Annotated in this window: 14 protein-coding genes; 8 read left to right on the top strand and 6 right to left on the bottom strand. The window is 36.7% G+C overall.

From position 1 onward, the window contains the following. Positions 1–27 precede the first annotated feature (27 nt). Both ABVM52_RS06225 and ABVM52_RS06220 read right to left on the bottom strand, forming a co-directional pair. The gene (locus ABVM52_RS06225) at positions 28–1,575 is read right to left on the bottom strand and encodes an Rne/Rng family ribonuclease (RefSeq protein WP_405384548.1); all 1,548 of its coding nucleotides are present in this window, start codon (positions 1,573–1,575) and stop codon (positions 28–30) included. Positions 1,576–1,830: 255 nt separating this feature from the next. Next, a complete protein-coding gene (locus ABVM52_RS06220) occupies positions 1,831–2,121 on the bottom strand; it encodes an HU family DNA-binding protein (RefSeq protein WP_027065813.1) in 291 nt (96 codons plus the stop codon). Between the two features lie 127 nt (positions 2,122–2,248). Between ABVM52_RS06220 and mutY the strand changes: the two genes are divergently transcribed. Genes mutY through ABVM52_RS06190 form a run of 6 tightly spaced genes read left to right on the top strand, consistent with a single transcriptional unit; the run spans position 2,249 to position 7,805 of the window. After that, positions 2,249–3,298 (top strand): A/G-specific adenine glycosylase, encoded by a 1,050-nt coding sequence (gene mutY, locus ABVM52_RS06215; RefSeq protein WP_405384546.1) that lies wholly within the window; start codon positions 2,249–2,251, stop codon positions 3,296–3,298. A 27-nt stretch (positions 3,299–3,325) separates the two neighbouring features. After that, positions 3,326–3,787 (top strand): single-stranded DNA-binding protein, encoded by a 462-nt coding sequence (locus tag ABVM52_RS06210; protein ID WP_405384545.1) that lies wholly within the window; start codon positions 3,326–3,328, stop codon positions 3,785–3,787. 20 nt (positions 3,788–3,807) lie between these two features. Then, positions 3,808–5,136, top strand: a complete 1,329-nt coding sequence (locus ABVM52_RS06205; protein WP_405384544.1) for a gliding motility-associated protein GldE — start codon at positions 3,808–3,810, stop codon at positions 5,134–5,136. Further along, entirely contained in the window at positions 5,126–5,683 is a 558-nt protein-coding gene (gene gldD / locus ABVM52_RS06200) for a gliding motility lipoprotein GldD (RefSeq protein WP_405384543.1), read from the top strand. Before ABVM52_RS06205 ends, gldD begins: the two co-directional genes overlap by 11 nt. A 10-nt stretch (positions 5,684–5,693) precedes the next feature. Next, positions 5,694–6,644, top strand: coding sequence for a threonine/serine dehydratase (locus tag ABVM52_RS06195; RefSeq protein ID WP_405384542.1), 951 nt, complete (start codon positions 5,694–5,696; stop codon positions 6,642–6,644). A 54-nt stretch (positions 6,645–6,698) separates the two neighbouring features. After that, the gene (locus tag ABVM52_RS06190) at positions 6,699–7,805 is read left to right on the top strand and encodes an MBL fold metallo-hydrolase (RefSeq protein ID WP_405384541.1); all 1,107 of its coding nucleotides are present in this window, start codon (positions 6,699–6,701) and stop codon (positions 7,803–7,805) included. A 3-nt stretch (positions 7,806–7,808) separates the two neighbouring features. Here ABVM52_RS06190 and ABVM52_RS06185 read toward each other — a convergent pair whose 3' ends face one another. After that, entirely contained in the window at positions 7,809–8,237 is a 429-nt protein-coding gene (locus tag ABVM52_RS06185) for a hypothetical protein (RefSeq protein WP_405384540.1), read from the bottom strand. 4 nt (positions 8,238–8,241) lie between these two features. After that, complete coding sequence (locus ABVM52_RS06180; RefSeq protein ID WP_405384539.1) at positions 8,242–8,595, bottom strand: heavy-metal-associated domain-containing protein; 354 nt, start codon at positions 8,593–8,595, stop codon at positions 8,242–8,244. Between the two features lie 148 nt (positions 8,596–8,743). Here ABVM52_RS06180 and ABVM52_RS06175 point away from each other — a divergent pair, with 148 nt between their 5' ends. Together ABVM52_RS06175 and ABVM52_RS06170 are read left to right on the top strand one after the other, a co-directional pair. After that, positions 8,744–9,619: a DMT family transporter gene (locus ABVM52_RS06175; protein WP_405384538.1), complete on the top strand. Its 876-nt coding sequence runs from the start codon at positions 8,744–8,746 to the stop codon at positions 9,617–9,619. An 82-nt stretch (positions 9,620–9,701) separates the two neighbouring features. Then, positions 9,702–10,445 carry a head GIN domain-containing protein gene (locus tag ABVM52_RS06170; RefSeq protein WP_405384537.1) on the top strand — a complete coding sequence of 248 codons (744 nt, stop codon included), beginning with the start codon at positions 9,702–9,704 and terminating at the stop codon, positions 10,443–10,445. Between the two features lie 69 nt (positions 10,446–10,514). Here the strand turns inward: ABVM52_RS06170 and ABVM52_RS06165 are convergent, their stop codons facing one another. Continuing rightward, positions 10,515–12,590: a M16 family metallopeptidase gene (locus tag ABVM52_RS06165; protein WP_405384536.1), complete on the bottom strand. Its 2,076-nt coding sequence runs from the start codon at positions 12,588–12,590 to the stop codon at positions 10,515–10,517. Between the two features lie 4 nt (positions 12,591–12,594). Continuing rightward, positions 12,595–13,917 (bottom strand): M16 family metallopeptidase, encoded by a 1,323-nt coding sequence (locus ABVM52_RS06160; protein ID WP_405384535.1) that lies wholly within the window; start codon positions 13,915–13,917, stop codon positions 12,595–12,597. Positions 13,918–14,004 lie beyond the last annotated feature (87 nt).

Genomic DNA, 14,004 nt, shown 5'->3' with positions numbered 1-14,004 from the left:
CGACTCTGTTATAGAGTCGCTTTTTTATTAATATATTGTTTTACCGTCCTTATTCTTAAAACGGTATTCAAGATACGTATACGCATCACGTGGTTGAATTTTTATCCAACGTTTGTATTCCAAGAACCATTTGGTTCTTAACGAAGGAAATCCTTTTGTAATATAGGCCGCAATAAAAGGGTGTATATTTAGTGTTATACTATTGTCCTTTGCGGGACCTTTAAGGAGTTTTTCAAGATCCACAGTAATTTTGTCTATTAAAACAATAGGTGCTTCCACCTGTTTTCCGGCATGGTTAGGATCCTCTTCGGTAGTTTTAATATTCATTTCAGGTCGTACCCGTTGGCGGGTAATCTGAATCAAACCAAATTTACTTGGGGGTAGTATTTTATGTTTGGCGCGATCATCTTTCATCTCATCCCTAAGATGTTCAAAAAGCTTTTTTCTATGTTGTGATTTTACCATGTCAATAAAATCTACGACAATGATGCCTCCCATATCACGAAGGCGTAATTGCCTGGCAATTTCCGAAGCCGCCAATAGATTGACCTCAAGGGCCGTATCTTCTTGGTTTTTGGCTTTGTTGGATCTATTGCCGCTGTTTACGTCTACCACATGTAAAGCTTCTGTGTGTTCTATGATTAAATAGGCACCTTTGCTCATGGTAGCTGTACGTCCAAAAGACGTTTTAATTTGTCTCTCTATACCAAATTTTTCAAAAATGGGTACGTTGGAGTCATAGTGCTTTACGATACTCTCCTTTGCAGGAGCAATTTCGGCCACATATTCCTTTATTTCATTAAAAAGGGTGGCGTCATCTACGTGTATACCTGTAAAACTATCGTTAAAAACATCTCTTAATATAGAAGATGCCCTATTAAGTTCTACGAATACTTTTGAAGGTGTCTGGGCACGATATAATTTTTTACACATTGCTGTCCATTTTGCCAGCAAGTTTTCTAGATCTTTGTCAAGTTCCGCAACTTTTTGTCCTTCTGCTACTGTTCTGATTATTACACCAAATCCTTTTGGCTTAATACTCTTAACAAGTCTTTTTAACCGGTCTTTCTCTTCTTTGCTTCCTATTTTTTGGGAAACGGAAACACGTTCTGAGAAAGGAACCATAACCAAATAACGTCCTGCTATTGAAAGCTCTGAACTAATTCTTGGTCCTTTAGTAGATATGGGTTCTTTTACAATTTGAACCAATAGGGATTGGTTTGCTTTTATGACATCGGTTATTACCCCGTTTTTGTCAATATCGGTCTCGAACGGAAAGTTTTTTAAGGAATAGTCCTTAAGTTTTCCGGTACTCACCTGTTTAATGAACTTGAGCATGGAAGAAAGCTGTGGACCTAGGTCATGATAGTGCAAGAAAGCATCTTTTTCATATCCTACGTTCACAAAGGCAGCGTTCAAGCCTGTAACCGGCTTTCTTATCTTGGCAAGAAAAATGTCGCCAACAGAAAAGTCATTGCTGTTTTCCTCTTTATGCAGTTCAGTGAGTTTTCCGTCCTTTAACAAGGCAAAGTCAACGGCTTGGGAACTAGATCGTACGATTAATTCTCTATTCACCTGAATATATTTTTAGTCGTTCCACTAGGGTATAGGGAACGAGCTGATTAAACAATACCAAAAACAAATACACTTGTATTTGCCGAGATTCACATCAAGAATCTCTATGTCAATGAACGTAAAAAGAAAAAGTAGTTAAAAAACTACTTTTTCTTGTGTCGGTTAGCTCTTCTACGCTTCTTGCGCTTGTGTGTAGCTACCTTATGTCTCTTTCTTTTTTTACCGCTTGGCATAAAGTTCTTTTTTTAAGATTAATTATTTTACGTGTACGTTGCTCTTAACTCCTTCAACAAAAACCTTGGCAGGTTTAAATGCCGGAATGTTATGAGCGGGTATTTTAATAGTTGTATTCTTGGAAATATTTCTACCGGTCTTTTCGGCTCTGGTTTTGATTATGAAACTTCCAAAACCTCTAAGGTATACATTGTCACCACTTTCCAATGATGTTTTTACCTCTTCCATAAAGGATTCAACTGTAGCCTGTACATCTCCTTTTTCAATTCCCAGCTTATCTGAGATTTTCGATACAATTTCCGCTTTCGTCATCTTTCAATATTAGATTTTCTGTATGTTTTTTCGGGTTGCAAATATATAAATTAAATTCAATCTTTCTTTCTAATGGGTTAATTTTAAGTAGATAAACTGCTACTTTTATCCCTTAGCATTGAACAGTATGTCGTTTTCGGGTAAAATTTTGGAGTGGTATGGGCAAAATAAACGGTCTTTGCCTTGGCGCAAGAGTAGAGATCCCTACAAGATTTGGCTTTCGGAAATTATCTTGCAACAAACCCGCGTAGCCCAGGGTACACCGTACTATTTAAGATTTTTAGAAGCGTTTCCAACGGTAAATGATATGGCCATGGCCAAGGAAGAAGAGGTTTTAAAACTATGGCAGGGACTAGGTTATTATTCCAGGGCGAGAAATTTGCATGCTACCGCAAAAATAATTGTTGAAGACTATAATTCTACATTTCCAGATAACTATAAAGAGCTATTAAAATTAAAAGGTGTGGGTGATTACACCGCCAGTGCAATTTCTTCCATTTGCTATAATGAGCCACAAGCAGTGGTAGACGGTAACGTGTATAGGGTGTTGGCCCGTTATTTTGGTATAGATATTCCTATTAATGGTAGTAAGGGGGTAAAATACTTTAAAACATTGGCCCAAAAAGTTATGGATGTTGATCATATTAGGGATTACAACCAAGCCATCATGGAGTTTGGGGCCATACAATGCTCCCCTAAAAAACCGTTATGCCTAGATTGTCCTTTAAATGAGAGTTGTGTGGCCTTGGAGAAAGGACGGGTAGACCAATTGCCGGCTAAGATAAAGAAAGGAAAAGTACGTAAAAGGTATTTTAATTATATGGTACCTATATATAAGGATAAGAACGGAGCAATTTTTACAAGTCTTCATAAAAGAAATGCCAAAGGGATATGGCAAAATTTATGGGAGTTCCCATTAATAGAGTCCAAATCATCATTGGAAATAGATGATATCGCTAAAAAGAGTAAGGATGTTTTTGGCGATTTGTTTATAAATGATATACATATATATAATGATATAGATATAGTACATAAATTATCTCATCAGCAATTATATACCAAATTCTGGATTGTTGAGGTAAATACAGATTTTGACAATAAAATTTCCGTTGAAAAAGTATCTGAATTTCCTGTACCAGTTTTAATTGCAGATTTTATAAAAGCATTTAAATTTTAGTACTTTTGATTTTTATACTTTTATACTATGAGTGGTACATTAAATAAGGTAATGTTGATAGGGCATTTAGGCGATGAAGTTAAAATGCATTATTTTGAAGGCGGAGGAAGTATAGGTAGGTTTCCTATAGCCACAAATGAAACGTATACCAATAAATCTACTGGTGAGCGTGTAACCAATACAGATTGGCACAATTGCGTAGTAAGAAACAAGGCTGCGGAAATATGCGAAAAGTATTTAAGTAAGGGAGATAAGGTGTATGTGGAAGGCAGACTAAAAAATCGTCAGTGGCAGGGAGAAGATGGGAATACAAGATATTCTACGGAAGTTCATGTACAGGAATTTACATTTTTGACCACTAAGAAAGAAAGTATGCAGGGCAGTGGCAATTCTGCTCCTAGTCCGCAAAAGACAAATACGGAGAATAGGACCCCGCCCAAATCCCCTGCGCCTTTAAATCAAGAGGCAGATGATGATTTACCATTCTAATTAATTTTAAATTATAACTATTGGACCCAGACCCCTTACCGTTAACAATGATAACTTTTGTTGTAAGTGGTGTATTTGCGATAAATATAGTTGTGCTATGTATACTGCTTATCTGTTCTGCACTTATTTCTGGTGCAGAGGTGGCCTTGTTTGGTCTTTCCACTACAGAGATAAAGGAATTACAGGATAAGAAAACCGCAAAGGGCTCAATTCTAATAAAACTTCTAGAGCGGCCAAAAAAACTATTGGCCACTATTTTAATAGCCAACAATGCCATTAATATTGGTGTAGTTCTCTTATTCAGTATCATAGGAGATACCTTGTTTGCAGATGTCACCAAAGTATGGTTTGGTATTGTTTCTGCCCGTTTTCTTTTGGAAGTTGTGGTGGCTACATTTCTCATCTTAATGTTCGGGGAAATTTTACCTAAAGTCTATGCCAATAGAAATAGAATGAGCTTTTCCCATTTTATGGCATTTCCATTAAGGATATTGGATTTTCTCTTTTCCCCTTTAAGTTTACCAATGCGTTCGGGAACACTTTTTTTATACAATAAGTTGGGGAAACAGAAATCCAATTTAAGTGTGGATCATCTGTCACAGGCATTGGACCTAACCTCTCAGGGCGATACCACCAAAGAAGAAAAAAAGATTTTAGAAGGTATTGTAACTTTTGGGAACACAGATACCAAACAGGTTATGCGGCCCCGCATAGATATATTCGCCCTAAATGAACAAATGAAATTCCCTGAGGTTTTAGGTGAAATTAAAAAGAACGGATATTCTAGAATACCTGTTTTTGGCGAAAATATAGATACGGTTAAAGGGGTGTTATATGTTAAGGACCTATTACCGTATCTAGATAGAAAAACATTTAATTGGATGACCTTGATAAGGGAGCCATACTTTGTTCCTGAAAATAAAAAACTGGATGATCTTTTGTCAGAATTTCAGGAAAAGAAGAATCATTTGGCCATTGTGGTAGATGAGTATGGCGGTACATCTGGCTTAGTGACGTTAGAGGATATTATAGAGGAGATTGTTGGTGATATTAGTGATGAATTTGATGATGAGGATTTAATTTACTCCAAATTAGATGATTATAATTACGTATTTGAAGGTAAAACCCCATTAAAGGATTTTTACCGTGTCATCCGTTTAGAGGATACCGAGATTTTTGAAGAGAACAAAGGAGAATCTGAGACCCTTGCCGGCTTTGTTCTGGAAAAAGCTGGTAGTTTTCCCAAACGTGGAGAAAAAAATTATTTTGAAGGCTACACGTTTGTGGTGGAAGCCATGGATAAAAAAAGACTAAAGCAGATAAAAGTAACCTTACCTAATGAAGAATAGTGTTTTAATAGGTTTTATAGTATCATTATTGTTCGTGGCCAGTTGTCAAGATGATCCTATACCAAAACCTAAAGCTAAAATGCGTTTAGAATATCCGCAAGGAAAGCTAGCAGAACTGGAAACGGAGAATTTTAGTTTTAAATATAACGAATTGGCAGTTGCGGAACTTAACGATGATAAGGCATTTACGATTTCCTATCCTGAAATGAAAGGAGCAATATTCCTCAGTTATATGAAGATTGATGGAAATCTGAATAAATTGATCCATGATTCTAAACGCTTAAGTTATGAACATGCGGCAAAGGCAGATAATATTGTAGAGCAACCTTATATAAACCCAGATAAAAAGGTATATGGCGCTTTATTTGAAGTGCAAGGTAATGCAGCTTCACAATCGCAGTTTTTTGTAACGGACAGCACGTCTCACTTTCTTACGGGTTCGGTATATTTTTATACGAAACCAAATTATGATTCTATCTTGCCTGCAGCGGCCTACTTACAAAATGATATTAGAGGTGTCATAGAAACATTAGAGTGGAAACATTAATACAAAGCAAATGGTGACATCAAATCAATTATTGGATTGTCATACGCGAATTAAGCCTTATATACATAATACTCCGGTTCTCACATCACGTTTGGTCAACAAGAAATTAAAGGCCAATTTGTTTTTTAAATGTGAAAATTTTCAACGTGCTGGTGCCTATAAGATAAGGGGAGCCACCAATGCTATACTGCAATTAACTGAAGAACAAAAGAAACATGGCGTAGTTACCCACTCTTCGGGTAATTTTGCACAGGCATTATCGTTGGCCGCACAAAGTATAGGTATTCATGCCCATATTGTTATGCCCAATACGGCACCAGAAGTTAAAAAAATTGGGGTAAGGGAGTATGGTGGAACAATACATGAATGTGATCCTACGGTTGAAGCTAGGCAGCAAATGGCAAATGAAATTGCCGCAAGGACCGGGGCAACGTTCATACACCCTTCCAATGATGAGAATGTCATCATTGGCCAAGGTACAGCTGCAATAGAATTGTTTAATGAGCAACCCTCTTTAGATTACTTGTTCTGTCCTGTAGGTGGAGGCGGACTAATAGCCGGTTCCTCTTTGGCCGCTAAATATTTTGGGTCTAATTGCACAGTATTGGGCGGTGAACCCTTTGAAGCGGATGACGCCTACCGTTCACTAAAAAGCGGTAAAATAGAAGGAAATACTTCTGTAAATACCATTGCAGACGGACTAAAAACAACCTTAGGAAATATTAATTTTCCAATTATTCAACAGTACGTAGATAGCATTGTTAGGGTAGATGAGGAGGAAATAATAATGGCCATGCAATTAATCTGGGAACGTATGAAGATTGTAATTGAACCCTCTAGTGCTGTGGCCGTAGCTGCGGCTATTACTTTTTCAAGAAAGAATCTCCATGATTTTCGAGATAAAAAAGTTGGTATAATAGTATCAGGTGGAAATGTTGATTTAAGCAAATTACCATTTTGATGGTAATTACCTTCATTGGAATATATGGTTAAACTTAGAAAATTAATTAAAAAAATGGCTTTGGTAATCTTAGTGGTCTTGGGCCTTTTGGTTTTAAGTGTTTTATTGTTTGTTACCGTTAGTCCACAGTTTGGAGGTAAATTGAGTAAAGAACAAAAGGAACGTTTTGTTTCTTCGCCAAATTATAAAGATGGTAAGTTCGTAAATGTTAACGGGGCAGATACCAATTTGGGATTTGGTGATATGTTCAAGTCGTTAAAAGGGTATTTTTTTCCAAGCCCCAACACCATACCGCAAAATAATATTGCCGTAGAACATCTAGACTCTTTGGCTATTGCAGATTATAATGGGCCAACACGATTAATTTGGTTTGGGCACTCAACATTTCTATTACAAAGTTCCTCCAAAAATATATTAATAGACCCCATGTTCGGGGAAGTACCTGCGCCAAATACAATGTTGGGTACGTCAAGGTTCAGTAAAAAATTACCCATAGAGATAGAACAATTGCCAAAAATTGATGCTGTGGTGTTTTCTCATGACCATTATGATCATTTGGATTATGGCTCGGTTTTATTATTGAAAAATAAAGTGGACAAGTTTATAGTACCTCTAGGATTAGGTGCACATCTAACGGCATGGGGTGTTTCATCAAATATTATTGTTGAACTGGATTGGTGGAAAACGACAAAATTTATGGATGTTGAATTTATATGTACACCTGCCCAGCATTTTTCAGGTAGGGGTTTTGCCGATAAAGGAAATACGTTATGGAGTTCTTGGATAATTAATGTTGGGTACGAAAAGATATTCTTTAGTGGTGATAGTGGTTATGGCCCTCATTTTAAGGAAATAGGAAACAAGTATGGACCTTTTTCTTTTGCAATGATGGAGTGTGGGCAATATAACGAACTTTGGAAAGAAATACATATGATGCCAGAGGAAACCGCCCAAGCTAGTATAGACGTAAGGGCAGAACGAATGATGCCTATACATTGGGGAGCATTTAAATTGGCAATGCATCCATGGACAGAGCCTGTTGAAAGGGTGTCGGTAAAGGCCAAGGAATTAGGGGTAGATATGATAGCACCAAAAATAGGACAGCCAATTTATCTAGAAGAGCCCTTGCCCCAATTGGAACAATGGTGGTTACAATTTTAATATTTAATGTTGGCTTAAAAGCTCCTGGGCTTTTTTAATACTAGTATTGATATCCGTCTTTACCTGTAAAACTTTTTCTTCCTCTTCTAACAGCCATTTCTTTTTTTCATTGGTAAGTGCTTTGCCATTCATGATTTCTTCAGAATCAAAACGGTTACCAAAACCTTGCATCCAATCCATCATAGCTTTATTGGCATCCTGTAAATCTTTCATAGCTTTAGCTTCAGGAGAAGCTGCGCCAAGAGAGTCGGCCAATGGCTTTAATTGACCTACCAACTTTCCTAAAGTTCCCATTTTTGGCATAACCTCATCATGTATTTTCATTACATGCTCCATTTTTGAAGGTTCGCTCACTTCGGTTTTCTTTTCTTCTTTACAGGATATCATGCTAAGTGTTCCTGATATTGCCAATATTATAAGTAAGTTTCTCATGTATTTATTCTTTGTTGAAATGAATTGATTTAATTGTGTAAACGTAATCCTTGACCTTGGTGTTAACAATGATGTGTTTAACCTCTTCCGCGCTAATGATCTTGGGATCAAATATTACATTTCCAAGTTTATGGTCAAAGCTAATTTTTGCGGAAAATACTCCTTTCGCCTCGGTTAGGTTAGAAGCAATTTTATTTGCGCAACCCTCTTGGCAGGCCATGCCGGCTATTTCAATAGTGGCATGAGTCATTTCTATGTTGTCTGGCACTGCATTTGTAAGTGTGGTTTCTTGAGCAAAAGAAAATCTAAAAGAAATGACAAAAAACAATAAGAATAGCATTCCTATTTTATTCTTCATATTCAATCTATTGCTAACAATTTTTTTCTGGAATTGCATCATGGTGTAAAGATACCAAATATGTAAAATGCATTACCTTTTCAGATAAATAAAAGCTAGGGTAATAATTTATGGGCAAAAAATCTCACTTTTGTCATAAATAATACTATTGAAAAATATTGATAAAAAATGGTTGTACCTATTTGTACTTGCATTGGTGTGGGGTTCTTCTTTTATTTTGATTAAAAAATCATTGTTGGGGTTTACGGCCCTTCAAGTAGGCGGATTGCGTATTGTATTTGCATCACTTCTACTTTTTGTTTTGGGGATTAGATCGTTAAAGTCGTTAACTATCCAGGATTGGAAATTTATTGGCATAGCAGGGCTCTGCAGTTCTTTTTTTCCACCGTTTTTCTTTGCAATTGCGCAAATGCAAATTAGTAGTTGTGTTACTTCAATCCTAAATTCGGTGGCTCCATTATTTACGACTTTGGTTGGGGTAGCCCTTTTTGGTCTAGCCCTTAAACAAAGGCAGATAGTAGGGGTCTTAATTGGGCTTTTAGGTACTGTGATGTTGATTATGGCGGGGATGGAGTTTAATCCAGGCCAAAATTATTGGTATTCATTTTTTATTATAGCCTCTGCTTTGGGTTATGCGTTTAACATCAATATTATAAAAAAACATTTAGGTCATTTAAGTTCGTTGCAAGTAACTACTGCAAGTTTTGGTGTGGCATTTTTTCCTGCCTTGGTTTTGCTTTTATATTCTAATATACTAGTAACATTTATTGATAATAAAGCCATGCATAATGCGGTTTGGTACGTATTGGTTTTGGCATTGTTGGGAACGGCATTGGCCAACATAATGTTCAATAAACTCATTCAATTGTCAAGTCCAGTTTTTGCTGCTTCGGTCACCTATTTAATACCTTTGGTGGCGGTATTATGGGGCTTGTTAGATGGGGAAAAAATAAGCTTTCTTCAAATTTTTGGTGGATGCATTATCTTGTTCGGTGTTTGGTTGGTCAATAGAAAAAAGGGGTAGGCGGGCAAAAAGAACCAAGTAAACTGTAACATTATTACCTTAGTGTTGTCTTTGAATAGAACTAATCAATAAAACGGAAATCATGAAAAAAATATTATTTGTAGCCTTAACGATTACTTTTTTGGTAAATACTATTCAGGCACAAGAAAAACAATTTAAAGTAAAGTCTTTTGATAAATTAATTGTTAGTCCGCATATAGAGTTAAACCTTATTGAGGGTGAGGAGGAGAATGTGGTCATTGACAATGCAAAAGTTCCTTTAGAAAAAATAAATGTAGAAGTGGAAGGTAGAACTTTGCGATTGTATTTAGATGGGGCAAAAGTAGTTACAAAGTCAGAACGTATTTCAACCGATAAATGGCGTGGTAGTAAACCTTTGTACCATGGTACTATGGCAACTATTACGGTAACTTATAGAAAATTGGAAAATTTATCTGTAAGGGGAGAGGAAATCGTAAGGTGCAAAAATCTTTTTAGTGCAGATGATTTTAAGATGTCATTGTACGGAGAGGCAAAAGTATATTTTAATGAAGTGTCTATAGATGAGCTTACCGTTGCAATTTATGGAAGCAGTTATTTGGAAATGGGAGGTGGTAAGGTTTCTCGCCAAGTCTTTAGGGCATACGGTGAAAGTGAGGTAAATACGGAAAGTATGGTTGCAGATGAAACTAAAATTACCGCTTATGGAGAAAGTAATTTTAGGGTCAATGTTGTAGATAGGTTAAAAGTAACGTGCTATGGAGAAACCAATGTTAATTATACCGGTAACCCAGATGTGGATAAAGGGTTAATTTTTGGTGAGGCAAGAATTAGAAAAATAGGCTAGATAAAAGCAAGTTATTAAAAATAAAAAACCCGCTTTTAAGCGGGTTTTTTTAGTAAGTATATTTTTGTGTTATTCAAAATCTGATGGGGAAACACCTTCATTTATTTTAATCTCCGATACTATAAATTCAAAAGATTGCGGACCCATGGTCTGTGTAAGTTTAAAAGGAATTAAAATACCGTTCACTTCCTTATAATCTTCATAAGTGAAGGTAGACTGTATTTGTTGACCCTGCATTTCCGCAATATTTACTTCTTGTAGTTTTAGGCCTGTTTCTGCATCATAGAAAACGGTTTTGTCATCGGAAACTTTTACTTTATATGTATTTCTATCGCCGACCATTTCTGAGCCTTCCAAAGAAATATCTGTATTATTCAAGTATCCCAATTCTACGAACGGGGCAGATTCCGCTTTTATTTTTAGAAGTTCGTCACCAGAAAGTTCCATACGTTGACCTTGGTTGATCATATAGCCTGTGTCACCGTTCAATACTTGTTTGCTTACAGAATTACCCATCATTTTTACGTCTTGCATAAACTGTTTGGTAGCCGTTTTTTTAATTTCAAGGTCTAATTGCATGCCCTGCATTTCGGCAGCGGCGATCATTGAGAACGTATCTACATCCTCTAATTTGTTTTTACCCCCTATAGCGCTAATGTAAGAGTTGATAACATCGTTTACCGTTAGGTTTTCAGGAATTGAGCTTTCGTAATTAGGGGCTTCTGTACGATCTGCATTCTTTGTGTAATGCAATACAGGTAATTTTTTTCCATTAATATCTATTTGTTCCAAACTGGAAAGTATTTCACTTCCCTTGCCTGCTACCACAATTCTGGCATTATCAACATTAAAGAATTTTTGCGCGGCTTTTTGCACCTCTTCAATACTTATTTTGTCCAGTCTTTCTAAATAGGTTTTATAAAAATCTTGGGGTAGGTCCTCGGTTTCTATATTCAGGGCATATTGGGCCACTGTTTGTGGGTCTTCTAGTGCAAGAACAAATCTGCCGGCGTATTTGGCTTTTGTGTTTTTAAGTTCCTTTTCGCTAACAGGTTCTACCGTTATTCGTTTAATCTCTTTCAACAATTCCACAATAGCACTGTCGGTAACCATATTTCTAACACTTGCTCCTGCCGTAAACCGGGTTGGCACAAATTTATTGTTTCTAATGGCAGATGATGAGCCATAGGTGAAACCTTTATCCTCTCTTAAATTAAGGAATAAACGACCATCTGGGCCGCCACCTAGAATTTGGTTTGCCACTAGGGCGGCTAAATAATCACTGTCCTTCATTTTAAGGTTTACAATATTCTGAACCGTAATCTCTGACTGTACTGCATTTGGCAAGTCAACAAAATTAATTTGTGTATTAGGAACGTTAATTGGCTGAGAATATGAAAAAGAAGGGGGTACCGCTTTGGTCCAAGGGGTAAAGTAATCTTCGGTCAATTGTTTTACTTGTTCTAAAGTAACATCACCAACAATAATCAAGTACGCATTGGCAGGCACAAAATAATCCCTATAAAAAGCTTCAACATCTGTCAAGGAAATATTATTAACCGTTTCTTCTGATGTTATTTCCCCGTAAGGATGGTCCTTTCCGTAGGCCAATGCCAATTGTACTCTGCTGGCAATTGCAGACACATCTTTCTCTTCGGTCTTTAAACCTGTAATGAGTATGTTTTTTTCTTTTTCAAATTCCTCTTGTGTAAAATTAGGATGAATGGCGGCATCGGCCATGAGTTCCATCATACGTGGAAAATATTTGGAAAGAGAACTGGCATATGCACCTTGGGACCCAAAATTAAGACGGGCGCCCAAAAAATCTATTTCTTCGTTAAATTCATCTTTTGAAATATTGGTGGATCCATTTCCAAGAAGGCTACCGGTAAGGCTACTTACACCGGCCTTGTCCCCTTCCAGAATAGGCGGATTGTCTATAGTGAGTTGAATACTTACTCTTGGTAATTTATGGTTTTCTACCACCATAACTTTTAATCCGTTGTTCAAGTTAAAACTTGTAGGGGTCTTTAAATTGATTTCCGGTGCCGGACCAGCTTTTGGCATTACAGTACGGTCTACTTGTGCTTGAGCGGCCATTATCGTTAAAAATGCCGCAAATAATATATATAGTCTTTTCATCATCGTGTTAGTTTGCAGGGTTTTCCTCTGGTAGATATTCTAATAAAAGTCTTTGGTTGTTATTTAAATATTTGCTGGCAACATCTTTTATCTCTTCTCTGGTAATTGATCTGTAAATTTCAATTTCCTTGTTGATCAAAGAGGTGTCTCCATATAACAGATAATATCTTGCCAAAGAATTGGCAATACCCTCAACACTTGAATTGGAGTTGACAAATTGGTTTTCAAATTTATTTTGAATCTTTTGATAGTCTTTTTCAGAAATCAAAGTTGACCTTACCTTTTCTATTTCTTCTTCCATTTCCGTATAAAGAACCTCTAATGTGGTTTCGCCTACGGGCAATCCAAAAACTACATACATGCCATAGTCTTCTTGAGAAATATTGAAAGCTCCAACCTGTAAGGCTTGTTTTTGGTCATCAACCATTTTTTTATATAATTTGGACGATGGCCCATCACTTAAATAGGTAGAAATGACATCTAGGACATAGGCATCCCTTTCTGTAAAGCCCGGGGTTCTATACGCCACCATGGCGGCAGGTATTTGAATATTAGGATCGTGAAAAGTTGCTTTTTTCTCTTCCGTAATAGGTGTTTCTTTTGGATAATTACGGGTAATGGAATTTCCTTTTGGTATGGGCTCAAAATAGTCCTTGACCAGTTTCTTGGTTTCAGTAAGGTCTATATCGCCTGCAACTACAAGAACTGCATTGTTTGGCACATAATATTTTTGGTTATAGGCAATAACGTCGTCCAAGGTAGCGGCGTCCAAGTCTTTCATGTATCCAATATTTGGATCCTTATAAGGGTGCACATTAAAAAGATTTTTGCCCAATACCGGTAGGAACTGACCGTATGGAGAATTGTCATACCGAAGCCTTTTTTCTTCTTTCACCACCTCTTTCTGGGTATCGATACCACTTTGTTCAATAATAGGGTGAAGCATACGTTCAGATTCTAACCATAGCCCTAATTTTAAATTGTTAGAAGGAAAAACTTCATAGTAGTAAGTTCGGTCCTGGGTGGTATTGGCGTTATTTGCGCCACCGTTAGATGAAACAATTTCAAACCATTTGCCTTTCTCCACATTTTTGGTTCCTTCAAAGAGCAGATGTTCAAATAGGTGGGCAAAACCTGTTCTGCCTTCTGTTCTATCTTTACCGCCCACATGGTACATGACAGATGTTGTTACAATAGGCGTTGTTTTGTCTTGATGTAAAATTACATGCAGGCCGTTGTCAAGGTCGTATTCCTCAAAATTTACCTCTTGCGCAAAAGTTGAAATTCCACATAGGAAAATGGCCGAAGACCGGAGTAGTAGTTTTTTCATTTAATTAGTGTTTAGTAAAGGGTTATATATATTTAGTAGATAAATGGTTTCATGTGTTACACTAAAAATACAGAATTGTAAGTAAAT

Origin of the sequence: Maribacter sp. LLG6340-A2, from assembly GCF_045057105.1 — a bacterium.
GTDB lineage: Bacteria > Bacteroidota > Bacteroidia > Flavobacteriales > Flavobacteriaceae > Maribacter.
Note: the sequence above shows the minus strand (reverse complement) of the source record. Positions and strands in the feature narration are given on the sequence as shown.

What these genes read in the sequence shown, in the direction of transcription:
- ABVM52_RS06165 (WP_405384536.1), bottom strand. Translation starts at nt 12,590, where the DNA reads ATGATGAAAAGACTATATATATTATTTGCGGCATTTTTAACGATAATG.
- ABVM52_RS06160 (WP_405384535.1), bottom strand. Translation starts at nt 13,917, where the DNA reads ATGAAAAAACTACTACTCCGGTCTTCGGCCATTTTCCTATGTGGAATT.
- ABVM52_RS06195 (WP_405384542.1), top strand. Translation starts at nt 5,694, where the DNA reads ATGGTGACATCAAATCAATTATTGGATTGTCATACGCGAATTAAGCCT.
- ABVM52_RS06170 (WP_405384537.1), top strand. Translation starts at nt 9,702, where the DNA reads ATGAAAAAAATATTATTTGTAGCCTTAACGATTACTTTTTTGGTAAAT.
- ABVM52_RS06185 (WP_405384540.1), bottom strand. Translation starts at nt 8,237, where the DNA reads ATGAGAAACTTACTTATAATATTGGCAATATCAGGAACACTTAGCATG.
- ABVM52_RS06210 (WP_405384545.1), top strand. Translation starts at nt 3,326, where the DNA reads ATGAGTGGTACATTAAATAAGGTAATGTTGATAGGGCATTTAGGCGAT.
- mutY (WP_405384546.1), top strand. Translation starts at nt 2,249, where the DNA reads ATGTCGTTTTCGGGTAAAATTTTGGAGTGGTATGGGCAAAATAAACGG.
- gldD (WP_405384543.1), top strand. Translation starts at nt 5,126, where the DNA reads ATGAAGAATAGTGTTTTAATAGGTTTTATAGTATCATTATTGTTCGTG.
- ABVM52_RS06220 (WP_027065813.1), bottom strand. Translation starts at nt 2,121, where the DNA reads ATGACGAAAGCGGAAATTGTATCGAAAATCTCAGATAAGCTGGGAATT.
- ABVM52_RS06180 (WP_405384539.1), bottom strand. Translation starts at nt 8,595, where the DNA reads ATGAAGAATAAAATAGGAATGCTATTCTTATTGTTTTTTGTCATTTCT.
- ABVM52_RS06190 (WP_405384541.1), top strand. Translation starts at nt 6,699, where the DNA reads ATGGCTTTGGTAATCTTAGTGGTCTTGGGCCTTTTGGTTTTAAGTGTT.